This is a genomic window from Rhizobium sp. SRI_017, assembly GCF_057586295.1.
Genome location: NZ_JBYCZP010000002.1, coordinates 585,314 through 608,566 on the forward strand (window position 1 = coordinate 585,314; position 23,253 = coordinate 608,566).

Genomic DNA, 23,253 nt, shown 5'->3' on the forward strand with positions numbered 1-23,253 from the left:
CCCTGCTCATTCAAAAGGAATATGTCCATGAAGGGCGCAGACGTAATTGCCATTATCATTCTGGCTGCGATCGTCATCGCCGTCGCCGCCTACCTTCTGCACTGGCTCTATCGCCGTTCGACCAAGGACGTGAGTTTCGTGCGCACAGGCTTCGGCGGCGAGAAGGTGGTCATGGGCGGCGGTGCGCTGGTGCTGCCGATCCTGCACGACCTCACCGAGGTCAACATGAACACGCTCCGCCTTGAGGTGACCAGGGCGAGGGAAAAGTCGTTGATCACCAAGGACCGGATGCGGGTGGAGCTGACCGTGGAATTCTATGTCCGCGTTGCCCCCAACGTGGAAGCGGTGGCGACTGCCGCGCGCAGCCTCGGCAATCGCACCATGAATGCCGAGCAGCTCAAGGATCTCATCCAGGGCCGGTTCGTCGATGCGATGGGTGGTGCTGCCGCCAAGATGACGCTCGAGCAGATCCATGAGACGCGCCAGGCCTTCGTCAAGGAAGTGAAGCAGGAAGTCGCCGAGAGCCTCGCGCTCGACGGTCTCGAACTCGAATCCGTGTCGCTCACCTCGCTCGACCAGACCGACATCAAGCTCTTCGACCCGTCGAACACCTTCGACGCCGAAGGTCTGACCCGCCTGACCGAGCAGATCGAGAGCCGCAAGAAGAAGCGCAACGACATCGAGAAGGATACTGCGGTCGCCATACGCGCCAAAAACCTGGAAGCCGAAAAGCGCAGTCTCGAGATCGAGCGTGACAGCGAATATGCCCGGCTGTCGCACGACGCCCAGGTGTCGATCGAGCGGGCGACACGCAAGTCGGAGATCGCTGCCCAGAACGCGATTCGCGAGCGCGAGATCGAGTCCTCGAAGATCAAGGAACGCGAGGCCGTCGAGCGGGCCCGCATCGACATGGAACGCGAAGTCGAAATGCTCGAGATCAAGCGTCGCGAGACGGTCCAGATCGAGGAGCAGGCGCGCGAGATCGCAATCTCGATCAAGTCAAAGGAGCGCTCCGAGGCTCAGGCCAAGGCCGAGGTCGCGCGGGCAACCATGGTCGAGGCGCAGGAGAAGGTGCAGACCATCCGCGACACCGAAATCGCCATGCGCCAGAAGAAGATCGAACTGATCGAGGCCGAGCGCGTCGCCGAGGCGGACGCCGCCAAGGTTCGGATCATGGCGGTGGCGGAAAAGGCCGCGGCCCAGGATCGCGCCGATGCCGATCGCATCGCCGTCGCAGCACTCGAGGAGCGGCTGCGCGTCGAGGCCGATGGCAAGGAGAAGCTCAACACGGCGGAGAACCTGCGCTCGGATGCGAGCCGCAAGTCCGCGCTCCACAAGGCGCTCGTCGAGAACCTACCGTCGATCATACGCGAAAGCGTCAAGCCGATGGAGAGGATCGAAGGCATCAAGATCATGCATGTCGAGGGCCTGCCGGGCCTTTCGGGCGCGGTCGGCGGCGCATCGCTGTCGGCGGGTGCGGACGGTGCTCCGCCGCGCGAGGGCAATCTCGCCGAACAGGTCGTGAGCTCGGCGTTGCGTTATCGCACGCAGGCGCCTTTCGTCGACACGCTGCTGGGTGAAATCGGTCTCTCCGGCGACACGATCCACCGTAGTCACACGCTGAGCGACCTCTCGAAGATCGTCTACACCGAGCCTTCACCGCCCGAGCCGCGTTCCGGCGGCAAGCCACGGGCCAACTGACGCCTTGCCGGGGCCATGCGCCCCGGCATCGCTCCCCGCCGTGTAACCCTGGAATTCCGGTCCGATGACACCCGCCAGCCCCCCCAATGTCGAACGCTCCATCCTGGTCTTCGCCACGTGGGCCGTCCTCGGTTTTCTCGGGCTCGGGGTCTTCCTCGAAGGCCTAGAGCGCGACCTCTGGGCCCTCTCGGCCGCAGGCGTCGCCGTGATCGTGCTGGCCTTCGTCGCGCATATCGTCGTCAACGGCGTTTTCGACACTGGCTTCACGCCGGGCGAGACGGTGCTCGGCATCGGCGCCTACGGGCTTCTCGGCCTGATTTTCGTGGTTGCCGCGATCGGCGGCACGATGACGATGACGGACTATTATTCCGGCCTGACCTTGTTCGGGACGCTTGCTGCCGGCTTTCTAGCCTATCTCTTCACCCGCCATGGTCTGAGGGGCGCCTTCTCACGCTTTCACTTCAAGCCGATGGCCGATGGGGAGGGCACGTCGTGACCTGGCTGCCGCTCTACGGTCTCTTCTATGCCGCCGCAACGCTCTATTGGGCACGCGTTGCTGCGGGTTTGAACGGTGACTACCGAACCTTCTTTTCCGCTGGCCATTCACTGTCGCCCTGGATCTCGTCCCTTGTACTGGCAGGCATGAGCGTGTCCGGTTGGGTGGTCCTGGTCGGTTCGGCATGGATCAGCCGCGAGGGCTTCGGCTTTCCAGTCCTGCTGCAGGCTGGCGTGGCCTTCGCGCTGCCCGGCGTCTTCTTCTTCAAGCGCATCTGGCTGCTAGGCCAGCATTTCCGCCTGTCCTCGATGACCGAGCTCGTCCGCTCTTATTGGGAGTCGGAGTTCCTGGTCGCGGTCGTGGCGGTCGTCGCGGCGGTCTTTGCGGTTGCCTTCGGCGGCATGCAGCTCTCGGCGATGACCGGCCTTGTGGTCTCGATGAGCGACGGCGCCGTGGGCGCCCCGGTCGCCGCTACTCTTCTCGGCCTCATGCTGGTCGGCTATGTGATCATCGGCGGCATGCGGGCCGTGGGCTATCTCGGTGCGATGCAGGCGGTGCTCGCCTTCGCGGCCGTGACCGGCTTTGCGGGCTTCGCCGTGATCGAATCCGGCGGTTTTGCCGCGCTCAATGCCGGCCTCGCGAAAATGGCCGCCGATCCCGCCGCCGCCGGCAAGTTCATCGTCGCGGGCGTGGTGCAGTTCACGGCGGGTGCCGGGCGCGAGGCGGCAGCGGGCCATGAAGGCACGGCGCTCGCAAGCTTCTCACTGGCGCTGGCGCTGATGGGACTGCAGGCGAGTCCGATGGCGCTCAAAGTGGTGCTATCGACCCGCGAGCCGCGCGGCTTCGCGGCCGGCCAGACCTGGGTCATGGCAGGCGCCGGTGGTGCGCTGATCGCGCTCTGCATGGCCTGTCTCGGTGCCGCCGGCCTCGTGGATCCCGCAAAGGGCGTCGGCAGCCTCCTCTCCTCGCTCTCGCCGTGGTTCGGTGCCTGGCTGTTCATCGGCCTGCTTGCCGGCGTGCAGCTGATGGCGGGCCTCGCCCTCCTCGTCGCGGGCGAGGCGCTGGTGCGCCACGTTTACAAGCCCTGGTTCCACAGCGCGCTTTCGAGCCATAGCACCGTCACCATCACTCGGGTGGTGGTCGCCGTACTCGCGCTCGTCTCCGCACTGATGCAGCAACTGACCCCAGTCACGCTCTCGATGCTCGGCTCGCTCGCCATGCCGTTGGCGCTCCAGCTCTGGACGCCGCTCCTCGGAATGACTTGGCTGCGCTGGTTCACCAGATCGGCGGTCATCACGGGCGTCGGCTTCGGCATAGCCGGTGTGCTTTTGACCGAGCCCCTCGGAATCGCCGTCCTCTCGTTCCTGGGTCTCGATCTGCCTTGGGGCCGGGCGCCCTGGACGATCCACTCCGCCGGCTGGGGCATTGCCGCCAATCTCGCGGTTACGCTCCTGGTATCGGCTTTCACCCAGCGCCGCGGCTTCGGGGAAGAGGCACACGAGGCACAGCGGGTCCTCGCAATCCTGCTCAGGCCGTCGCCGCGCGTGCGCTCGCTCCGGTCCACCGCATGGTCGGTGGCCCTCGCCTGGCTTTTCCTCGCAGTCGGTCCCGGGCTGATTTTCGGTAACCATGCCTTCATCAGCGCCGATAGCGACTGGCCGCTTGGCATGCCCTCGCTCTGGGCCTGGGGTCTGGCCTTCTGGGTCGCGGGACTCGGGCTGGTCTGGTTCCTCGCCTATAAGATGGAGATGGCGAGCCCGCTCACCGTTCGCATCCCCTTCTACCAGCGGCCGTCGAAGCTGAGACTGGATCAATCCGCCGCCGAACGGACCCGACTTGTCGCGTTCCTCGTTACCATCGCAGTCGGTTTCTCGCTGATCGTACTCGTCGCCCTCACATTCGGACGATGACTATTCGGAGGATTCTCATGTCGCCCTTCACCTTCAACACCACGAAAAGCATCCAGTTCGGCGCTGGCGCACTCGGCCGGCTCGGCGACCTCGTGCGCGAGACGATGGGGACCCGCGTCCTTCTCGTGACGGATCCCGGTATGATGGCGACGGGCATCGTCGACCGGGCGCGGGCCATTCTGGTCGAGGCCCACGTGGACGCGACGCTCTTCTCGGAAGTAGAGGCCGATCCGCCGGAGGCGGTGATCCACAAGGCGACCGAACTCGGTCGGACGAAGGACATCCAGGGGGTGGTCGGCCTCGGCGGCGGGTCGTCGCTCGATGTTGCCAAGCTGGTGGCGCTGCTCGTGCCGGGCCGCGAGGCGCTCGCGGATGTCTATGGCGTCGGCAAAGCGAGGGGGCCGCGCCTGCCGCTCGTACTCGTGCCAACGACGTCGGGCACGGGCTCGGAAGTGACGCCGATCTCGATCGTAACGACCGGCGCCTCGGAGAAGATGGGCGTCGTCTCGCCCGTCATCCTGCCCGACATGGCACTCCTCGATCCCGAGCTCACCTATGGCCTGCCACCGCATGTAACGGCGGCGACCGGCATCGACGCCATGGTGCATGCGATCGAGGCCTATGCCTCGGCCAGCACCAACAACAACCCCCTGTCGCGCATGCTCGCCATCCGTGCGCTCGAACTTATGGCGCCGGCGCTCCTTTGCGCCGTACGCGATGGAAGCGATGCTGCGGCCCGCGCCGACATGCTGCTCGGCTCGATGCTGGCAGGCCAGGCCTTCGCCAATTCTCCCGTCGCCGCCGTCCATGCACTTGCCTACCCGCTCGGCGGTCATTTCCATATTCCGCACGGGCTTTCGAACGCGCTCGTGCTGCCGCACGTCCTCCGCTTCAACGCCTTGACGGCGCACCAGGCCTATGTCGATCTCGCCCCGCATGTGTTTCCCGATCTCGCCGGTCTCGTCGGCCAGGAACGGGTCGCCGCCTTCTGCGATCGCCTGCAGTCGCTTTCGAATGACTGCGGTCTGCCGCAGCGGCTGCGCGACTTGAAGGTCACCCGCGACTGGTTGCCGAAGCTCGCGCACGATGCAATGAACCAGACGCGCCTGCTGGTAAACAATCCGCGGCCGATTGCAGAGGCCGATGCGCTCTCGATCTATGAGTCGGCCTACTAGACGGCCGGCATGCGGAGGACATTACACCCTTTGATCCGTAATGCGGGCATCGTATCCTGCCCGATCTACCACTCAACCGTAAAGCCGAAATCACGTGACGGCGCCTTGCGAAGAGCTCACAGAAAGTGCCGTGCAGCTGAGACACGGACCTAAGAATTGGAATGGAATCTAAGACGACAGGCGACAATCGCGATTCATGTTGTGCAAGGCCAGTTCCCGCTCGATCGGAGATTCCAGAGGAAGCAGGTCACGGACCCTCTCCATCTCACGTTCAAGATTGATCAGCCGTCGTTCGAGATTGATGATTTGCTGCCCGCGAACGTCGTCTATGCCGTCGAGGGCCTCTCCGCAAATCCTAAGCTTTTCGAGAATGCGTCTGCCTATCATGATTCGGTCTTTCACGGTTCTGGTTGTAATCGGATAGCGTTGCTGGGCTCCGCCGTGTGGCACTCTCGCCCCGGAGTCACGCGACGTTTTGGACGGGTAGGGACATCGGATCCTCCAGCCCAAGTCCGGTCGCCACGATCGACACCCGTATCCTGTCCTCGAGTGTCTTATCGATCGTCGCACCGAAGATGATCTCCGCGTTCTCGTCGACCGCCTCGCGAATGTGGCCGGCCGCCTCGTCCACTTCGAACAGCGTCAGGCCCTGAAAGGCGGAAATGGAGACCAGGACGCCCCGCGCCCGGCCGAGCACCGCGTCTCCGAACAATGGGTTTTCCAGGGCCGCATTTGCCGCGGTGGTGGCCCTGCCGGCGCCTGAGGCTTCTCCTGTCCCCATGACCGCCGCGCCCATGCCCCGCATCACCGCTTTCACATCAGCAAAATCGAGATTGACGAGTCCTTCCTTCAAGATCAGGTCCACGATCGAACTGACGCCCGAATGCAACACGGCATCCGCTGCCGCGAAGGCATCCGCAAGGGTCGTATGTGGGCTGGAGAGCTTGAACAGGCCCTGGTTCGGAACGACGATGACGGTATCGGCGGCGTCGAGAAGCAGTGCGATTCCCTCTTTCGCCTGACGCGAACGGTGGGATCCCTCGAAGACGAACGGTTCGGTGACGACGGCGACCGTCAGGATCCCGGCCTTGCGCGCGGCGGCCGCGATAACGGGCGCCGCGCCCGTACCGGTGCCGCCGCCCATGCCTGCCGCCAGAAAGCACATGTCGCAGCCGGCCAGATGGTCCATGATCTCGTCGATCGATTCCTCGGCGGCCGCCCGTCCCACCAGCGGCAGTGAGCCAGCCCCGAGTCCTTGGGTGATGTCGACCCCGAGCTGGACGATCCGAGGCGCCCGGGATTTCACGAGCGCCTGGGCATCCGTGTTCGCGACCAGGAAATCGACGCCCGCCAGGTTTTGCGCCATCATGTTATCGACCGCGTTGCCGCCGCCTCCGCCGACACCGACGACGACGATCCGTGGCTTTGCGCCTGTCATGCTACGTGGTTGATCCATATCGTTATCCGTTCGCGCGCATGATTTCGGGGTTTAGGTTTCCGACCAGCGCTTGAAGAGGGCGCTTGCATTCACGCCGCCGAAGCCAAAGCCATTGGTGATCGCGTATTTCATCGGGACAGGTCGGGCTTCCCGTGCGACGATATCGACCCCGTCGCTTGCTGGATCCGGGGTATTCAGGTTCAAAGTGGGCGGCGCAATCTGGTCCCGGAGCGCCATCACTGTGAAGATCGCTTCCAATCCGCCGGCTGCGCCGAGAAGATGGCCGGTCGCAGACTTTGTTCCGCTCACGGCAACCAGCGATCCCTTGCCGAAGACCGTCTTGATGGCCTCGAGTTCTCCTTTGTCGCCGACCGGCGTCGATGTCGCATGGGCGTTCAGATGCTGAATCTCGTGAGGAGAAATGCCAGCCTGAGCGATGGCGATCTGGATTGCTCTTACCGCACCCGCGCCGTCCTCGGGACCCGACGTAATGTGGTGCGCATCCGCTGTCGTGCCGTAGCCGACCAGTTCGGCCAATGGCTGGGCGCCACGAGCAAGCGCATGGCTGAGCGACTCGATCACCAGCACGCCAGCCCCTTCGCCCATGACGAAGCCGTCGCGGTGCATGTCGAACGGGCGCGATGCCAGTTCGGGCGTGTCGTTGAAGCCTGTCGACAGGGAGCGCGCGGCAGCGAAACCCCCGAGGCTCACGATGTTCATGCAGGCTTCGGTTCCGCCGCAGACGGCTATGTCGGCTTCATTCGCACGAATGAGCCGCGCAGCGTCTCCTATTGCCTGAACGCCCGCCGCACACGCGGTGACGGGCGCCCCAAGCGGCCCTTTGAGGCCAAATCGGATCGATACATGCCCTGCCGCAAGATTGACCAGGAACGACGGAATGGTGAAAGGCGAGAGGCGCCGGGCCCCCTTTTCGTCGACCGTCCGGACCGCTTCCGTTATGGCGGGGAAACCTCCGATTCCGGATGCGATGATCGTCGCCATCCGAATTCGGTCGTCTTCTGAAATGGGTTTCCAGCGTGCCTGAGCTAGCGCCTCCTCGGCCGCCGCGAGTGCGAAAAGGATGAAACGATCAACCTTCCGCTGATCTTTGGGCGGGAGTACCCGATCAGGATCGAACCCCGCTTCGGGATCCTCGGCAATGCCGGGGACCACGCCTCCTACCTTGGCCGGAAGGTCGCCCACGACCTCCTCAGGCAACCGCCGAATTCCTGATTTTCCCGCCAGAAGGCGCGTCCAGGAGCTTGTGACGTTGGCACCGAGCGGGCTGACCGCTCCCATGCCTGTAACAACGATACGACGCATGATGACTCCAAACTTCGATAAGTTGGGACGAAGGCTTCACTCCGGGGAGCGCGCGCGGCGCTTCGCCTCTTTCGCCGCCGCTTCGAGCAGGCGGTCGGACATGTCCGTGCCCGCAGCAATTCGGGACAGGGTGACCGCCCCGACCAAGAGTGAGAGCATGACCATGGCCTTTTCGTCATTGTCGGCCTTTCCCGGCTGCGGCATCAATTCCTCCAGTACCTGGAGATGGGCCTTGATGCCGTCCCTGAACGGAGCCCTGACTTCCTCGCTCTGGCGCGCGGCGTCCGCGCCCAAAGCGACGAGCGGGCATCCGTCTCCCGTCTCCCCGCGGTGACCGGCCGACAGGTAAAGATCAATCACCGCCTGCAGAGGATCGGGGCTCGAGGCAGCGACAGACGACCATCGGCGTGTTGCGCTTTCAAGCGCCCGTCTGGCGGCGAGGGCGGCCAGATCGTCCTTGGACTCGAACTGCTTGTAGAAGCCGCCCTGAGTAAGGCCGGCCCCTTTCATCAGATCCTTGAGGCCGATGCCGTCGAATCCGCGCTCGCGAAAGAGGCGGCTTGCCACGTTGATAACATTTTCCCTGTTGGCTTCGGCCTGTGCTCGGCTCACGCGCATCATTGTCTCCTTTTAGATTTGACTTGACATCTATAACAGATTTAGAGTTAGAGTGCAATCTATCTTGAAACATACTGACCGTCAAAAAGGGCCACGCACATGAAGAAGAAACTCCTCTTGTCCTGCGCAGTTCTGATCGTGGCCACAGCGACCGCTGTTTTCACTTTTTGGCCTCAGGAAAAGGTGTCCGCCGCAGCCGATCCGAGAATGGGGACGCCGCTCGTCAGCATCGTCGCGGCCAAGACCCCCGACTCGGTGTCCAGAAGTTTCACGGGCACCACGGCGGCGCGTGTCCAGAGCGACCTCGGCTTCCGCGTTCCGGGAAAGATCGTCGAACGGCTCGTGAATCTCGGCCAGGAAGTGAAGGCCGGGCAACCACTGATGAAGATCGATGAAACTGATCTTCGGCTGGCACTCACCGCCAAGCGGAACAACGTCGCGGCGGCACATGCGATCTTCGTGCAGGCTCAAGCCGACGAAAAGCGCTTTGCCGGCCTGATGAAAAGCAAAGCTGCGTCCAGGCAGCAGTACGAGAAGGCCAAAGCCGCATTGGACACTGCGACGGCACAGCTATCCGCGGCCGAGGCCGAGGCGAAGGTCGCTGAGAACGAGGCGATCTACTCTGTGCTCGTGGCCGACGCCGACGGAATAATCGTCGAGACCCTCGGTGAGCCGGGCCAGGTCGTTGCGGCCGGCCAGACAGTCGTCAGGCTTGCACAGGCGGGAGCGCGTGAGGCGATTGTCTGGATGCCGGAAAACCTCCGCCCGGAGATTGGTGCGACTGCGCAAGCCACCGTCTACGGCCGGGATGTGGAAGAAAAAGCGGTGCTTCGCCAAATGTCTGCCGCCGCAGATCCGAGAACGCGCACCTATGAAACCCGCTGGGTGCTTCAAGGGGCGGCGGCGAACGCACCCCTGGGAGCGACGGTCACGATAAAAATGCCCAACAAAGACACCCAGGCGCATGCCAAGATCCCGGTTGGCGCATTGCTCGACGACGGCACGCGCACGGGCATCTGGGTCGTCGACGAAAAGTCCTCGGAGGTCCGCTTCCGGGAGCTCAAGGTCGAACAGCTTGGTGAAGAAGACGCGATCGTTTCGGGGTTAAAGCCTGGCGAGACGGTTGTGGCGCTCGGCGCGCATCTCTTGACTGACGGCCAGAACATCCGGACCAATCGCGAGAATACAGAGGCTGCCAACTGATGTCGTTCAATCTCTCAGCACTTGCTGTGCGCGAGCGGGCGGTCACCTTGTTCTTTATCGTCCTCCTGGCCGCCGCGGGCGTTTACGCGTTCCTCAGCCTCGGAAGGGCGGAAGATCCGTCCTTTACGATCAAGACGATGACCGGCACGGCCGTGTGGCCGGGCGCAACGGCCAGGGAGATGCAGGATCTGGTCGCCGAACCGCTTGAGAAACGGATACAGGAACTAACCTGGTACGATCGGGTGGAGACGACGACCCGCCCCGGTTATGCGTTTTTGACGGTCACCCTCAAGGACAGTACACCAGCCAGCGCGGTCGAGGAAGAATTCTACCAGGCGCGCAAGAAACTCGGCGACGAGGCGAGGAGCCTTCCACCGGGAGTCTTCGGGCCTTTCGTCAACGACGAATATTCGGACGTGAGCTTCGCCCTCTATGCCTTGAAGGCCAAGGGCATGCCAATGCGCGATCTCGTCCGTCAGGCCGAAACAATCCGGCAGGACCTCCTGCACGTACCCGGTGTCAAGAAGATCAACATTCTTGGGGAGCGGCCCGAACAGATCTTCGTGGAGTTCTCGTTCGCCAAGCTCGCGACATTGGGCATCTCGGCTCAGGACATCGCCTCGGCATTGCAGAACCGGAACAGTGTCACACCCGCGGGCTCCATCGACACCAAGGGTCCGCAGGTCTTCATTCGCTTCGACGGCGCCTATGACAACATCCAGGCGATCGCCGACACGCCGATCGTGGCGGGCGGCCGCACGCTGAAACTATCCGATTTCGCGGAAGTCCGCCGCGGATACCAGGATCCGGCGACCTACATCATTCGGCACGAAGGCGAGCCGGCCATCATGCTGGGCGCCGTGATGCAATCGGGATGGAACGGCCTCGAGCTTGGCAAGGCGCTTGAGGAGAGATCTGCGACCATTGGCCAGTCTCTCCCCCTCGGCATGACGCTGGCGAAGGTCAGTGACCAGGCAGTCAACATCGAAGGGGCAGTCGGCGAATTCATGATGAAGTTCGCAATGGCGCTCGGCGTGGTGCTGTTCGTCAGCCTGATCGCTCTGGGCTGGCGCGTCGGTATCGTCGTTTCGCTTGCCGTTCCGCTGACGCTTGCCGTTGTCTTTCTGATCATGCTTGAAACCGGCCGCTTTTCTGACCGTATCACTCTGGGCGCGCTGATCCTCGCCCTCGGCCTCCTCGTCGACGACGCGATTATCGCCATCGAGGTGATGGTGGTCAAAATGGAAGAGGGCATGGACCGCATCAAGGCGGCAGCCTATGCCTGGAGCCACACGGCCGCGCCGATGCTGTCGGGCACGCTCGTCACGATCGTCGGATTCATGCCGGTCGGGTTCGCCAAATCAACCGCCGGTGAATATGCCGGAAACATCTTCTGGGTGGTTGGCTTCGCCTTGATCGTCTCGTGGATCATCGCAGTGGTCTTCACACCCTATCTCGGCGTCAAGATGCTGCCTGATATCAAGCCGGTCAGCGGAGGCCATGCGGCCATTTACGGCACGCCCAATTACCAGCGCCTTCGCTCTCTCATCGCGTTCGCGGTCCGTCACAAGCTCCTGACCTGCGCTGTCGTCGTCGTGGTCATGGGTGTCTCCGCCGTGGGAATGGGAAGCGTCAAGCAGCAATTCTTTCCGACCTCCGACCGGCCCGAAGTCCTGATCGAAGTTCGCTTGCCGGAAGGTACGAGCATCGAAACGACCAAGGCAACGGTCGCGAAGCTGGAGCGTTGGCTGCAGGATCAGCCGGAATCGAAGATAGTCACCAGCTATATCGGCCAGGGTGCTCCGCGTTTCTTCTTCGCGATGGCACCTGAATTGCCGGACCCGGCATTCGCGAAGATCGTCGTCCTGACCCCTGATGCCGAAGCGCGCGAGGCGCTGAAACACCGTCTGCGGACGGCGGTATCCGAGGGTCTCGCGCCGGAAGCATCCGTGCGCGTCAGCCAGCTGGTATTCGGCCCTTACACGCCATTTCCCGTCGAGTTCAGGATCATGGGGCCGGATCCCAAGACGCTCTATCAGATCTCCGAAGAGGCACTTGCCATCATGAGAGTCGTGCCTGACGTCCGGCAGGCCAGCCGGGATTGGGGCAACCGTACGCCCGTTGTCCGCTTCGTGCCCGACCAGGAGAGACTGAACCTCATCGGTCTCTCTCCAGCCGAAGCGGCTCAACAGTTGCAACTGCTGCTCAGCGGCGTTCCCATCACCGAAGTGCGCGAGAACATCCGCAACGTGCCGGTGGTCGCCCGCAGCGGCGGGGAAAACCGTCTTGATCCGTCGAGGCTGTCGGACTTCTCCCTGATCAGCAGGGACGGAAGGGCAATCCCGCTCGACCAGATCGGCCACTCGGTAGTCAGCTTCGAGGAGCCGATCATGAAGCGACGCGACCGGGTTCCGGTCATCACGATCCGCTCGGACATCAACGAGGCCACGCAGCCGCCGGAAGTCTCCAAAGCAGTCCTTCAGGCGCTGCAGCCGCTGATAGCCTCGCTTCCCGCCGGCTATCGCATCGAAATGGGCGGCAACATCGAGGAGTCGCTGAAGGCGAACATCGCGCTCTTCAAGATCTTTCCTTTGATGATCGCTGCGACACTGATCGTCATTATCCTCCAGGTTCGTAGCCTATCGACCATGGCGATGGTCATGCTGACAGCCCCGCTCGGCCTCGCCGGCGCGGTGCCGGCGTTGCTTCTCTTCAACCAGCCTTTCGGCTTCAACGCGATCCTCGGCCTGATCGGTCTGGCTGGCATCCTTATGCGGAATACCCTGATCCTGACCGAGCAGATCAAGGAAAACCAGGCGGCAGGCCTCGACGATTATCATGCCGTGATCGAGGCGACGGTTCAGCGAACACGCCCGGTCATCCTCACGGCATTGGCAGCGGTGCTCGCCTTCATCCCGCTGACCCATTCCGTCTTCTGGGGATCGATGGCCTACACGCTGATCGGCGGTGCCGCTGTCGGCACGCTGATGATCCTCCTGTTCCTTCCGGCACTTTATGCGGCCTGGTTCAGGATCAGGCCGACGGACGAGCAGGAGGGACAGCACGACCATGAAGCTGCCGAGCCGGCACCAATGATCCGTCTGGTAGCGGAATAGCGAGGCGACACTCTCCTGGGCGGTCGCTGATGCCTCGGAGAGTGTCCAGACCACCAGTCCGTCCTGTCCAAAGGAACGGCGGACGCTCGAACCTGGAAACCGACGACGGTTCTTCCCCGCATTCATGCGGAGACCCAGCGCCAACTGTCGACACTGTAAGAAAAATGAGGATCGAAATGTATCCGATCGTATTAGTTTTTAAGAACCCTCCTGACGGTGGCCGAGGTTTTCATCGCGATATGCGCGTGCGGTGGGCGCTCGAGGAAGTTGGTCAGCCTTATCGGCTGCGATTGCTTTCCTTCTCCGAAATGCGTCGTCCTGAATACCGGGCGCTTCACCCTTTTGGACAAATGCCGACTTATGAGGAAGGGGACCTGGTGCTTTTCGAGTCTGGTGCGATCGTCCATCACATTGCGCAGGCTCATCCCGGTCTGTTGCCGCTCGATCCGAATGCCAGGTCGCGGGCAGTCATGTGGATGTTTGCCGCATTGAACACCATCGAGCCCTGCTTTGCGTCCGGCCACGTGGGTCATCTGCATCAGCGACTTCGTGAACTTTCTGCGGCGCTTGATGACAAGGATTGGCTCGAGGGACAATTCAGTGTTGGTGACCTGTTGATGGTGACAGTGTTGCGCGCGCTACGCGGCGATGATGTTCTAGAGGGCAGCCCAAACCTTTTGAGCTACATCGAACGCGGTGAAGCACGTCACGCATTCCAACGGGCACTGACGAACGGGTTTCGGTCGAACCAATTGCCCGCCGCTGCTGTCGATGTCGACTGATATCGATAGCAGCCGCGGCGCTGAGACAAAGCACAAGAAGCGGTGCCGAAGGCGGTCCAGGGCAAGGAACGATGGAATGAACCTCAACGGCCTTCTGACGACCATTCTAATTCTGTCAACGGCCGGCGTAGTGGCTGGGCTTTTTGCAGAAGCCTTCGAGCATGGAGCATCAATTGCGGCATGGTGGCTTGCGACAGTCTGCGAGCAAGTAGCTCTCACCTTCATTTTCGGTTGAAACGAGTAACGAGCGTCGCATTCTCCGAGAAGGACGGGATTCAGCGAGGGCGGACTCTGGCGCAATCTAAAGAGGGCCTCCGCTCTTATTTAGATTGCCCAAACAGCAGCTGGAAGCCCTCATTACGACCTTAGGCCGCGGCGTCGCTGAAGCATTGGCGCAGGGCCGCAGGGCCTGTGCGCCCGCCCGAGTACCAAAGGCTGTGGCTACTTGCGCTTGGCGAAGCCGAAGGTTTTGCGCAAGCTGCCATCTACGGCTTTGGCAGGCATGAACCGGCGCAACCGCGAGAGAAGGGCCGCTTCACCGCCGACAGGCTGGCGCAGCCTGTAGGGTCCGTCGATGACCTTGGAGATCTTCTCTGCCACGAACTGCGGCGGTGGTGCGGACTTGATATGGTTTTGCACGGCGTTGATGGTTGCCTGGAACTGTGCCGCATAGTCCCCGAGCGGTGCGGCCGCATGGACGGCATTCACATCCAATTTCGTGTTCGTGAAGGTCGGCTCGAGCAGAACAACGCGCACTCCATAATCGCGAACCTCGTGATCGAGGCTCTCCGACATCCCCTCAACCGCATGCTTGGTGGCAGCATAGACGCCCATGAATGGGGCCGGCAGGAACCCGAGTACCGAACTGACATTGATGATGAGGCCGCTCCGTTTGGCGCGCATTGCCGGCAAGACCTTGCGGATCAACCGTAGCGGGCCAAGGACGTTGGTGTCGAACAGGGCGGCCGCTTCTTCGGGAGAGGTGTTCTCCAACGGCCCTATCAGGGACGCACCAGCATTGTTGATCAGAACGTCGATGCGCCCAGCCTCCGACAGCACCCAGTCGATGAAGCTCGCGACGGAGGAATCATCGGTGACATCGACGACGCCGCGTTTCAATCCGGGCACCGACGATGTGCCCTCCTTGCGGGCGCCACCGTAAACGAGATACCCGGCCTTTGCCAGGTGCCGGGCGGTCGCCTCGCCGATGCCGGAAGATGCACCTGTAATTACAATCACTTTTTGTCCAGCCATCGTGAGCCTCTCTTTCGAATTTTGTGCCGCCCGCGGTCGAAGCTCGTGCATGCCACTTCGACAAAATAGATGTTGATCAACTTCTATATTGCTTTTAGATGTCAAACTAAATATAAAAATGCAAGCCCCTGGCGGACGAATCTTTTGAATCCGCCCTGAGCCACCTGCAAACCCGATCGGGCCGCGCCTAACCGCCTCTGGAAAGGAAACTCTCATGACTCAATCCGACGACCCGATTGTCATCGTGTCCGCCGTCAGGACGCCACTTGGCCGCTTCCTCGGAGACTTGGCCCCGGTGCAAGCGGCCACCCTTGGCGCGGTGGCCATCAAGGCAGCATTGGAGCGCGCTCAACTGCCGTTCGATCGTGTTGATGAAGTCCTGATGGGATGTGTGCTTCCGGCGGGCCAAGGACAAGCGCCCGCCCGCCAGGCAGCCCGTGGCGCGGGCCTACCGGATGGGATCGGAGCCACGACGATCAACAAGGTTTGCGGCTCCGGCATGAAAGCCACCATGATCGGTTATGACTTGATACGTGCCGGAAGTGCTGCTTTCGTCGTTGCGGGTGGCATGGAATCGATGTCCAACGCGCCCTACCTGCTTGCCAAGGCCCGCGGTGGATATCGGGCAGGCCACGACAAGATTTTTGACCATATGATGCTGGATGGCCTGGAGGACGCATACGAGCCCGGCAGGGCGATGGGCGATTTCGGCGAACTCGCCGTGGAAAAGTACCAGTTCACACGGGAAGATCAGGATGCCTATGCGATCGAGACGCTGACCCGCGCCCGCGCCGCGATCGAGAACAAGCTGTTCGTCAGGGAAATCGCGCCTGTGACGGTCACGCTAAAAACCGGCGAGAAGATTGTCGACACGGACGAACATCCGCTCAAGGTGCAGCCGGAGAAGATTCCGAGCCTCCGACCCGCGTTCCGGCCCGACGGCACGATCACGGCCGCCAGCGCGTCCGCCAACGCCGATGGCGCAGCCGCGCTCGTACTGACCCGCCGCTCCGTCGCGGAAAGGGAGAACCTTCCTATTCTTGCCCTGATCAGTGGGCACGCCACACATAGCCAGGAACCGCGTTGGTACACCACCGCCCCGATCTCTGCCATCCGCAAATTGCTGGACAAGATTGGCTGGAGCGTAGCCGATGTCGATCTCTTCGAAATCAACGAGGCGTTCGCGGTCGTCGCGATGGCTGCGGCGAAGGAACTCGGCATTCCGAGCGCCAGTCTGAACGTTCACGGCGGCGCATGCGCACTTGGCCACCCAATTGGCGCAACGGGCGCACGACTGATCGTCACGCTGCTGCACGCTCTGGCAAGCCGCGGCCTTAAGCGCGGCGTCGCGTCGCTTTGCATCGGTGGTGGCGAGGCTACCGCAATCGCCATAGAACGGGTTGGGGAGCCATAACCCCGTTGCCGCCGATGACCGGCACGAGTTCGAACTCGGCAGTGCTCCCAAGCGCGACATGCACGCATGCGGGGATTTGTACGCTACCAGACTAAGCCGAGCGTCGAGCGACCAACGAGCCTGGAAAGCTCACCGTCTCCACGGGCCGGCGCCCTAGGATCATGTCGACTGCCGCCATGACCATTTCGTCCATGGGCTGTTCATAGGTCGTGAGCTCAAAGGCGGGAGACGCCGCCAATGCTGTGTTGTCGAAACCCACGATCGCGATATCTTCCGGTACCTTCAATCCGAGCTCGTAGCGGAGAAAGCTGATCGCGCCGAAAGCGAGGGCGTCATTCTCGCACATCAACACGTCAATGTCGGGAACGCCCTCGGGGGCGGAAAAGAACGCGCGTGCGGCGGCGGCACCAGACACTTCGCTATAGGATTCTGCGACCACACCGGACACGAGTTCAATGTTCTTCTCCTGCCATAGCTCACGAAAACTCCGCCGGCGACCCAGAGCCGTGGACAGCACCCTTGGGCCAGCAAGGAAGGCGGGCTTCCTGTAACCCTTCGCGTAGAGGTACTCACAAATCTCACTCATTGCTTGGTCGGTGTTGCAATTGATGGCCGGAACGCCTTCGATCTGCGAGCCTCTTGCCAGAACAAATGTCGGTGCCGCACCCGTAAGCCGCTTGTCCATCAGCATGTCGTTGCGGAAGGCGGTGCCAAACAGAATGACGGCGTCCACCTGGCGCTGCTCCGCGTTTATCAGCGCGTCGATATGGCCGTCTTGATCATTTATGTTGATCAGCAGGGCAAGCCGCCCATTGGCCTGCAGCGCGCGGGTGAGTTTCCCGAGATAGCCAAGCTTGCTTGGATTCTCGAAGTCGTCCACCAGAACTGCGACCTGATGGGTCAGGTTGGTTGCGAGGCTGCGCGCGAGAAGGTTCGGCCGATAATTCAGCTGTCCGGCAGCTGCCATCACTTTGGCCCGGCTTTCCTCCGTGATCGAAGCTCCCGGCGTGAACGCACGGATCACCGTCCATTTGGAAACCCCGGCCATGTCGGCGACATTTTGTGAAGTCGGCCTCTTTGCCATTGCTCCCTCCCTGGTCCTGGCGGAACGCCTATTCCATTTGTGAAAAAAATGAAATGAACGATTGACATTTATCGGCTTCGTATTATCAATATTCATGCTTGCTACCGGTAGCAAATAGATTTTCGGTCGCAAACGGAAGAGATGGCACATGGGAGTGTGCCTCAGGTCGAGGAGGGGCGTCGCAAAGCCGCGCCCATTGTGGAGGAATCAAATGAAATCGATATTCAAGACGCTCGCCATGGGCGTCGCCGTACTCGGCTGCCTTACGATTGGTGGACAAATCGCTTCGGCAAAGGACATCAAGATTATTGCGGTCACCCATGGCCAGGCCAATGATCCGTTCTGGTCCGTGGTCAAGAACGGTGTGACGGCCGGCGCCAAGGATACCGGCATTCAGGTCGACTATCGTGCGCCAGAGACGTTCGACATGGTGGCCATGAGCCAGTTGATCGACGCGGCTGTGAACCAGAAGCCGGATGGGCTGATCGTTTCGATCCCGGATGCTTCTGCTCTCGGGCCGTCGATCAAGAAGGCGGTCGCAGCCGGTATTCCTGTCATCTCCATCAATTCGGGTTCGGACGTCTCAAAGGAACTCGGCGCTCTCTTGCATGTCGGCCAGGATGAATACAGCGCCGGCAAGGCGGCTGGAGAGAAGCTGAAGGAGATGGGTGGCAAGACCGGCATCTGCATCAACCAGGAAGTCGGCAATGTCTCGCTCGATCTTCGGTGCAAGGGCTTTGCCGATGGCTTCGGCGGCACGGTAACGGTGCTTCCTGTCTCCAACGACCCGGCGGACGTTCGTGCGAAGGTCAAGGCGGCGCTCAGCTCGAATACCGCGATTGATACGATCATGGCGCTCGGAGCGAGCACCGCGGGCGAACCCGCGCTCGACGCTGTCAAAGATGTCGGCCAGCTTGGCAAGATCCATGTCGCAACCTTCGATCTCTCTGCGGGCTTTCTGAAAGCGGTCGCTGCCGGAGACGCTGCCTTTGCCATCGATCAGCAACAGTTCCTGCAGGGCTACCTGTCGGTGGTCTTCCTGGCCAACGACGCCAAATATGGTCTGATCCCCGGCGGCAATGTGCCCTCCGGCCCGAACCTGATCACCAAGGACAAGGCAGAGCAGGTGGTCGATCTGTCAGCACAGGGCATCCGCTGATCCACAGCTGCCGACGGCGCGATTTTCGATGGTCTCTCCCCGGCTCCGGGGAGAGCATTCGGCCTGGTCTTTGGCAAAATCAAAACTCGCCTGAGCGCTGCGAGAAAATTGTATCCTTGGGGAGGAACTATGGCTCCGATCGAACAGAATGCCGTCGTTGCGGCAAAGCCCGACGAACGCATAAAGCAGGTGGGCTTTCTGACCCATATGATGCGCCGACCCGAACTCGGCGCTGTCGCCGGGCTTGTTCTGGTCGTGGCCTTTTTCTTCTTCACCGCCGACCGCTCGATGTTCTCACTGTCCGGCGTGATGACCATCATGGCGCCAGCGTCTCAACTGGGAATCCTCGCCATCGCCGCGTCGCTCTTGATGATCGGCGGCGAATTCGATCTGTCCATCGGCTCGATGGTGGCCTTCGCAGGCCTGATCTTCGGCGTGCTGTTGATCAATTTCGGCCAGCCGCTTTGGATCGCCATCATCGTGACCTTGCTGCTTGCGGCCATCATGGGTGCAATCAACGGACAGATTGTGATCAGAACCCGTCTGCCGTCCTTCATCGTCACGCTTGCCTTCCTCTTCATCCTGCGCGGCCTGACGCTGGTCGGCCTCAAATGGGCGACGGGCGGATCGACGCAATTGCGCGGCATCGAAAGTGTCGTCAGCGACGGTGGCCTGAAGGGCATGTTCTCCGGCGTCGCCTTCCAGTCCCTGTTCGGCTGGCTGGCGGAGAATGACCTCATCGAAAAATTTGACAACGGCGTTCCAAAAGTAACCGGCGTACCGGTTTCCGTCCTCTGGTTCGTCGGGATTGCCGCGGTCGCTACCTGGATATTGCTGCGCACGCGCGCGGGCAATTGGATCTTCGCCGTTGGGGGCGATCCCAATGCGGCGAGAAACTCCGGCGTGCCGGTCGATCGCGTGAAGACCGGTCTGTTTGCGCTCACGGCATGTGCCGCGGCACTAGTCGCCATCATCACGGTTCTCGATGCCGGCTCGACGGATGCCCGCCGTGGCTTCCAGAAGGAGTTCGAGGCAATCATCGCGGCCGTGATCGGCGGAAGCCTGCTGACGGGCGGCTATGGCTCGGCGATCGGCGCGTTCTTCGGCGCCATAATCTTCGGCCTGGTCTCGATCGGACTGACCTATACGCAGTTCGACTCCGACTGGTTCCAGGTCTTCCTCGGCTCGATGCTGCTTCTGGCAGTCCTCTTCAACAACTTCATCCGCCGCAAGGTGACAGGGGAACGCTGATCATGACCGATAGCAAGACAGAGACCACGCCACCGGTCATCGAAGTCAAGAACATCGTCAAGCATTACGGGTCGGTTATCGCGCTTTCGGGCGTATCGATGACGGTGTCGCAGGGAGAGGTTCTTTGCCTGCTGGGCGACAACGGCGCCGGAAAATCAACACTGATCAAGACGCTGTCCGGAGTGGTGCGCCCCAGCGGCGGCGACTTTCTCGTCAACGGCAAGCCGGTTGCGTTCAGCAGTCCGCGTGACGCGCTCGATGCCGGCATCGCCACGGTCTACCAGGATCTGGCGATGATCCCGCTGATGTCGGTGACGCGCAATTTCTTCATGGGGCGCGAGCCCCGCCGCGGTATTCCGCCCTTCCGCTATGTCGATTTCAAGCACTGCAACGCGGTAACACGCGAAGAGATGAAGAAGATCGGCATCGACATCCGCGACCCGAACCAGGCGGTGGGCACGCTGTCGGGCGGCGAGCGGCAATGCGTGGCAATCGCGCGCGCCGTCTATTTCGGGGCGAAGGTGCTGATCCTTGACGAGCCGACTTCGGCGCTCGGCGTAGCGCAGACATCGATGGTGCTAAAATACATTCACCAGGTACAGCAGAAAGGGCTCGGCGTGATCTTCATCACCCACAATGTCCGCCACGCCTTTGCCGTCGGCAGCCGCTTCACCATCCTCAATCGCGGCAAGACGCTCGGTACGTTCGCCAAGGGCGAGATCAACATCGATGAACTGCAAAACCTGATGGCCGGCGGCAAGGAATTACAGGCACTGTCCAGCGAACTCGGCGGCACGATCTAGCTTTGAACCAGGAATGAAATGATGACAAACCCTGAAACCACGGGACCCTTCACCTTGGCCGTTTGCGCGGAAATGGTGTTCCGATCGCTGCCGGTCCTCGAACGCCTCGAGCGGATTACTAAGCTCGGCTTCGTCGCCGAAATATGGGACTGGACCAAGCACGATATTCCGGCGCTGGCAAAGTCCGGCGCGACATTCTCGTCCATGACCGGCTATGTGACCGGTACGCTCGCCGACGATGCGGGTGCGGACGAATTGATCCGGACGGCCAAGCTTTCCATTCCGATTGCAAAGGAATTGAACTGCCCGAGGCTCAACCTTCATGGCACCGGTCTGGATGGCCAGGGCCTGCCGGTCGTCAAGACTGAGGTGGTGACAGGCGCAATGTGGCTAAAGGCGCGCGATACGCTTAACCGGATCGCCGATCTCGGCGAGAAGGAGAGCGTGACCTTCGTGCTCGAGAACCTCAACGAGGCCGTCGATCACCCCAAGACACCCTTCGCCAAGGCGACCGATACGATTGCCCTCGTTTCCTCAATCAACCGGCCCTCGCTCAAGCTCAACCTTGATCTCTATCACGCCCAGATCGGCGAGGGGAACTTGATCGAGCTCTGCCGGCAGGCGCTGCCCCACATCGGCGAGATCCAGGTGGCCGACGTTCCCGGACGCACGGAGCCGGGCACGGGCGAGATCAACTACCCCGCCGTGGCGCGCGCGCTCGCGGAGATGGGCTATCGCGGTGCCATCGGCATGGAGGCCTGGCCTTCCGGCGACGATGAGCTTGCACTCAGCCGCTTCCGCCAAGCTTTCACACTCTAAGTTTCAGAGGCCAACAGCGCCGCCAGCGCTGCGACAGTCATCGTATCGAAAGGAATGAAAAAATGCTCAAAATTGGCCTCTTAGGTGCCGGCCGGATCGGCAATGTGCATGCCAAGGCGATCTCCACTCATCCTGGCAGCCAGTTGGTGGCCGTGTCTGATGTGAATATGCACGCGGCCGAGACGCTCGCGGCGCAATATGGCGCTGAGGCGAAAGCTACGGATCGCATCATCAATGATGCCTCGATCGATGCGGTGCTGATTGCCACCTCAACCGACACCCATTCCGACCTGATCGAAGCCGCAACCAGGGCCGGGAAGGCCGTCCTCTGCGAAAAGCCGGTCGATCTCAGCTTGGAACGAGCCCGCGCATGCCAGAAAGTGGCGGCCGCCACCGGCAGCCCTGTCATGATCGGCTTCAACCGCCGCTTCGATCCGAATTTCGCAGCCCTCAAGGCTGCCGCCGACCGGGGCGAAATCGGCAAGAGTGAGCTTCTCTCCGTGACCTCTTTCGATCCGGCGCCGCCGCCGGTCTCCTACGTGAAGGTTTCGGGTGGCCTCTTCCGCGACATGATGATCCACGACTTCGACATGGCTTGCTGGCTTATGGGCGGCTTGCCGGAGACAGTCACGGCCGTCGGAAGCTCGATCATAGATCCCGAAATCGGCGCCGCCGGCGATGTCGATACGGCTGTGGTGACGCTGTCTTTTGCCGATGGGCGGGTCGCGGTGATCAAGAACAGTCGCCGTGCCGTCTACGGCTATGACCAGCGCGTGGAACTGCTCGGTTCCGAAGGGCTGCTATCGGCCGGCAATGTGCTGGAGAACACCGTTTCGAAAGCCACGGCGTCAGGGGTGCTCGGCGCGAAGCCCGAGTTCTTCTTCCTCGAACGCTACATGCGCGCCTATCAGGCCGAATGGGCGGCTTTCGTCCAGGCGGTCAATGCCGGAGCAGCCCTGCCGGTGACACTCGACGACGGCGTCAACGCACTGGCACTGGCGGAAGCCGCAACACGCTCCGCAAGATCCGGCGAATTCGTGAAGCTTGCGGGCCTGCTGTAGTTGGTTTGCAAGCCATGCCGATATCAAACGATATTACGCCGGCTGACAGTGAGTTTCGCGACATTCGAGAACGCATCCTCAAACGCGAGTTTAGATTTCCGCCGCAGGCACAGAAGCTTGCGGCGGTATGCTTCGCCCGACCGGAATTATTTGCTTTCGAATCCGCCGTGGCAATAGCGGCTCAAGCCGGGGTTTCCGTAGGCACGATCACGAGATTTGTTAAGATACTCGGGAGATCCAACTTGAAAGACGCACGGAGGATTTTTCGAAACGAGTTAGTCCGACGGCATAGAATAGCGAACCTGGAGCCACTGGATGGGCAAACTCCAGCAAAGTAGACGCAGATACATACTTCGACTTGGGATTGAGTGCGAGGCGAGAGGAACAAGGCACGGTACCGCAGGAACCGCCACCGATCGGGATTAAGTAAGTTCCATAAATCGTCTTGCCCGATATTTGATAGGTATCTGATATCGTGGCAAAGTTCTATTGTTGTGCCAAACCGCATTTGTCGGCCGGGTAGGTAAGCTACTTCACAAACTGAAATCCCTTCGGCCCCATCCGAAAAAGCATTACGCCTCCAGGCTCTTCTGGAACATAGTCCAGCGCTTGAACGATTGAATCGATCTGGTCGTCGTGCCGTGAA

Annotated in this window: 19 protein-coding genes; 14 read left to right on the forward strand and 5 right to left on the reverse strand. The window is 61.5% G+C overall.

Features of this window, described 5'->3' with window-relative positions:
• Positions 1–27 precede the first annotated feature (27 nt).
• The 4 genes from AC2YI2_RS07635 (at position 28) to AC2YI2_RS07650 (ending at position 5,282) form a co-directional block, all read left to right on the forward strand.
• Positions 28–1,701 (forward strand): flotillin family protein, encoded by a 1,674-nt coding sequence (locus AC2YI2_RS07635; protein ID WP_487385833.1) that lies wholly within the window; start codon positions 28–30, stop codon positions 1,699–1,701.
• A 64-nt stretch (positions 1,702–1,765) separates the two neighbouring features.
• Positions 1,766–2,197, forward strand: coding sequence for a hypothetical protein (locus AC2YI2_RS07640; RefSeq protein WP_487385834.1), 432 nt, complete (start codon positions 1,766–1,768; stop codon positions 2,195–2,197).
• Positions 2,194–4,107: an SLC5/6 family protein gene (locus AC2YI2_RS07645; RefSeq protein WP_487385835.1), complete on the forward strand. Its 1,914-nt coding sequence runs from the start codon at positions 2,194–2,196 to the stop codon at positions 4,105–4,107. Before AC2YI2_RS07640 ends, AC2YI2_RS07645 begins: the two co-directional genes overlap by 4 nt.
• Before the next feature lie 17 nt (positions 4,108–4,124).
• Positions 4,125–5,282, forward strand: a complete 1,158-nt coding sequence (locus AC2YI2_RS07650) for an iron-containing alcohol dehydrogenase (RefSeq protein ID WP_487385836.1) — start codon at positions 4,125–4,127, stop codon at positions 5,280–5,282.
• A gap of 463 nt (positions 5,283–5,745) precedes the next feature.
• Here AC2YI2_RS07650 and ftsZ read toward each other — a convergent pair whose 3' ends face one another.
• From ftsZ to AC2YI2_RS07665, 3 genes are read right to left on the reverse strand one after another with little or no spacing between them, the layout of a single operon-like run.
• Entirely contained in the window at positions 5,746–6,738 is a 993-nt protein-coding gene (gene ftsZ, locus AC2YI2_RS07655; RefSeq protein WP_487385837.1) for a cell division protein FtsZ, read from the reverse strand.
• A 33-nt stretch (positions 6,739–6,771) separates the two neighbouring features.
• The gene (fabF, locus tag AC2YI2_RS07660) at positions 6,772–8,043 is read right to left on the reverse strand and encodes a beta-ketoacyl-ACP synthase II (protein WP_487385838.1); all 1,272 of its coding nucleotides are present in this window, start codon (positions 8,041–8,043) and stop codon (positions 6,772–6,774) included.
• A gap of 36 nt (positions 8,044–8,079) precedes the next feature.
• Positions 8,080–8,661 (reverse strand): TetR/AcrR family transcriptional regulator, encoded by a 582-nt coding sequence (locus AC2YI2_RS07665; protein ID WP_487385875.1) that lies wholly within the window; start codon positions 8,659–8,661, stop codon positions 8,080–8,082.
• Positions 8,662–8,760: 99 nt separating this feature from the next.
• Between AC2YI2_RS07665 and AC2YI2_RS07670 the strand changes: the two genes are divergently transcribed.
• From AC2YI2_RS07670 to AC2YI2_RS07685, 4 genes are all read left to right on the forward strand, one after another.
• Complete coding sequence (locus AC2YI2_RS07670) at positions 8,761–9,864, forward strand: efflux RND transporter periplasmic adaptor subunit (RefSeq protein WP_487385839.1); 1,104 nt, start codon at positions 8,761–8,763, stop codon at positions 9,862–9,864.
• A complete protein-coding gene (locus AC2YI2_RS07675) occupies positions 9,864–12,980 on the forward strand; it encodes an efflux RND transporter permease subunit (protein WP_487385840.1) in 3,117 nt (1,038 codons plus the stop codon). Before AC2YI2_RS07670 ends, AC2YI2_RS07675 begins: the two co-directional genes overlap by 1 nt.
• Before the next feature lie 176 nt (positions 12,981–13,156).
• Complete coding sequence (locus AC2YI2_RS07680; RefSeq protein ID WP_487385841.1) at positions 13,157–13,762, forward strand: glutathione S-transferase family protein; 606 nt, start codon at positions 13,157–13,159, stop codon at positions 13,760–13,762.
• Between the two features lie 76 nt (positions 13,763–13,838).
• Complete coding sequence (locus AC2YI2_RS07685; RefSeq protein WP_487385842.1) at positions 13,839–13,997, forward strand: hypothetical protein; 159 nt, start codon at positions 13,839–13,841, stop codon at positions 13,995–13,997.
• Between the two features lie 206 nt (positions 13,998–14,203).
• Here the strand turns inward: AC2YI2_RS07685 and AC2YI2_RS07690 are convergent, their stop codons facing one another.
• Positions 14,204–15,016, reverse strand: coding sequence for an oxidoreductase (locus tag AC2YI2_RS07690; protein ID WP_487385876.1), 813 nt, complete (start codon positions 15,014–15,016; stop codon positions 14,204–14,206).
• A gap of 214 nt (positions 15,017–15,230) precedes the next feature.
• Between AC2YI2_RS07690 and AC2YI2_RS07695 the strand changes: the two genes are divergently transcribed.
• Entirely contained in the window at positions 15,231–16,430 is a 1,200-nt protein-coding gene (locus tag AC2YI2_RS07695) for an acetyl-CoA C-acyltransferase (RefSeq protein ID WP_487385843.1), read from the forward strand.
• A 91-nt stretch (positions 16,431–16,521) separates the two neighbouring features.
• Here the strand turns inward: AC2YI2_RS07695 and AC2YI2_RS07700 are convergent, their stop codons facing one another.
• Positions 16,522–17,514 carry a LacI family DNA-binding transcriptional regulator gene (locus AC2YI2_RS07700; protein WP_487385877.1) on the reverse strand — a complete coding sequence of 331 codons (993 nt, stop codon included), beginning with the start codon at positions 17,512–17,514 and terminating at the stop codon, positions 16,522–16,524.
• 211 nt (positions 17,515–17,725) lie between these two features.
• Between AC2YI2_RS07700 and AC2YI2_RS07705 the strand changes: the two genes are divergently transcribed.
• From AC2YI2_RS07705 to iolG, 5 genes are all read left to right on the forward strand, one after another.
• Positions 17,726–18,673 carry a sugar ABC transporter substrate-binding protein gene (locus AC2YI2_RS07705; RefSeq protein ID WP_487385844.1) on the forward strand — a complete coding sequence of 316 codons (948 nt, stop codon included), beginning with the start codon at positions 17,726–17,728 and terminating at the stop codon, positions 18,671–18,673.
• Positions 18,674–18,802: 129 nt separating this feature from the next.
• Positions 18,803–19,924 (forward strand): ABC transporter permease, encoded by a 1,122-nt coding sequence (locus AC2YI2_RS07710; RefSeq protein WP_487385845.1) that lies wholly within the window; start codon positions 18,803–18,805, stop codon positions 19,922–19,924.
• 2 nt (positions 19,925–19,926) lie between these two features.
• Positions 19,927–20,727, forward strand: coding sequence for an ATP-binding cassette domain-containing protein (locus AC2YI2_RS07715; RefSeq protein WP_487385846.1), 801 nt, complete (start codon positions 19,927–19,929; stop codon positions 20,725–20,727).
• A gap of 21 nt (positions 20,728–20,748) precedes the next feature.
• Positions 20,749–21,546, forward strand: a complete 798-nt coding sequence (locus AC2YI2_RS07720; RefSeq protein ID WP_487385847.1) for a TIM barrel protein — start codon at positions 20,749–20,751, stop codon at positions 21,544–21,546.
• A 62-nt stretch (positions 21,547–21,608) separates the two neighbouring features.
• On the forward strand, positions 21,609–22,607 hold the full coding sequence (gene iolG / locus AC2YI2_RS07725; protein WP_487385848.1) for an inositol 2-dehydrogenase: 999 nt from the start codon (positions 21,609–21,611) through the stop codon (positions 22,605–22,607).
• Positions 22,608–23,253: the final 646 nt, after the last annotated feature.

What these genes read in the sequence shown, in the direction of transcription:
- AC2YI2_RS07710 (WP_487385845.1), top strand. Translation starts at nt 18,803, where the DNA reads ATGGCTCCGATCGAACAGAATGCCGTCGTTGCGGCAAAGCCCGACGAA.
- AC2YI2_RS07720 (WP_487385847.1), top strand. Translation starts at nt 20,749, where the DNA reads ATGACAAACCCTGAAACCACGGGACCCTTCACCTTGGCCGTTTGCGCG.
- AC2YI2_RS07705 (WP_487385844.1), top strand. Translation starts at nt 17,726, where the DNA reads ATGAAATCGATATTCAAGACGCTCGCCATGGGCGTCGCCGTACTCGGC.
- AC2YI2_RS07680 (WP_487385841.1), top strand. Translation starts at nt 13,157, where the DNA reads ATGTATCCGATCGTATTAGTTTTTAAGAACCCTCCTGACGGTGGCCGA.
- AC2YI2_RS07715 (WP_487385846.1), top strand. Translation starts at nt 19,927, where the DNA reads ATGACCGATAGCAAGACAGAGACCACGCCACCGGTCATCGAAGTCAAG.
- iolG (WP_487385848.1), top strand. Translation starts at nt 21,609, where the DNA reads ATGCTCAAAATTGGCCTCTTAGGTGCCGGCCGGATCGGCAATGTGCAT.
- AC2YI2_RS07640 (WP_487385834.1), top strand. Translation starts at nt 1,766, where the DNA reads ATGACACCCGCCAGCCCCCCCAATGTCGAACGCTCCATCCTGGTCTTC.
- AC2YI2_RS07675 (WP_487385840.1), top strand. Translation starts at nt 9,864, where the DNA reads ATGTCGTTCAATCTCTCAGCACTTGCTGTGCGCGAGCGGGCGGTCACC.
- fabF (WP_487385838.1), bottom strand. Translation starts at nt 8,043, where the DNA reads ATGCGTCGTATCGTTGTTACAGGCATGGGAGCGGTCAGCCCGCTCGGT.
- AC2YI2_RS07695 (WP_487385843.1), top strand. Translation starts at nt 15,231, where the DNA reads ATGACTCAATCCGACGACCCGATTGTCATCGTGTCCGCCGTCAGGACG.
- ftsZ (WP_487385837.1), bottom strand. Translation starts at nt 6,738, where the DNA reads ATGGATCAACCACGTAGCATGACAGGCGCAAAGCCACGGATCGTCGTC.
- AC2YI2_RS07665 (WP_487385875.1), bottom strand. Translation starts at nt 8,661, where the DNA reads ATGCGCGTGAGCCGAGCACAGGCCGAAGCCAACAGGGAAAATGTTATC.
- AC2YI2_RS07690 (WP_487385876.1), bottom strand. Translation starts at nt 15,016, where the DNA reads ATGGCTGGACAAAAAGTGATTGTAATTACAGGTGCATCTTCCGGCATC.
- AC2YI2_RS07635 (WP_487385833.1), top strand. Translation starts at nt 28, where the DNA reads ATGAAGGGCGCAGACGTAATTGCCATTATCATTCTGGCTGCGATCGTC.
- AC2YI2_RS07685 (WP_487385842.1), top strand. Translation starts at nt 13,839, where the DNA reads ATGAACCTCAACGGCCTTCTGACGACCATTCTAATTCTGTCAACGGCC.
- AC2YI2_RS07700 (WP_487385877.1), bottom strand. Translation starts at nt 17,514, where the DNA reads ATGGCAAAGAGGCCGACTTCACAAAATGTCGCCGACATGGCCGGGGTT.
- AC2YI2_RS07670 (WP_487385839.1), top strand. Translation starts at nt 8,761, where the DNA reads ATGAAGAAGAAACTCCTCTTGTCCTGCGCAGTTCTGATCGTGGCCACA.
- AC2YI2_RS07650 (WP_487385836.1), top strand. Translation starts at nt 4,125, where the DNA reads ATGTCGCCCTTCACCTTCAACACCACGAAAAGCATCCAGTTCGGCGCT.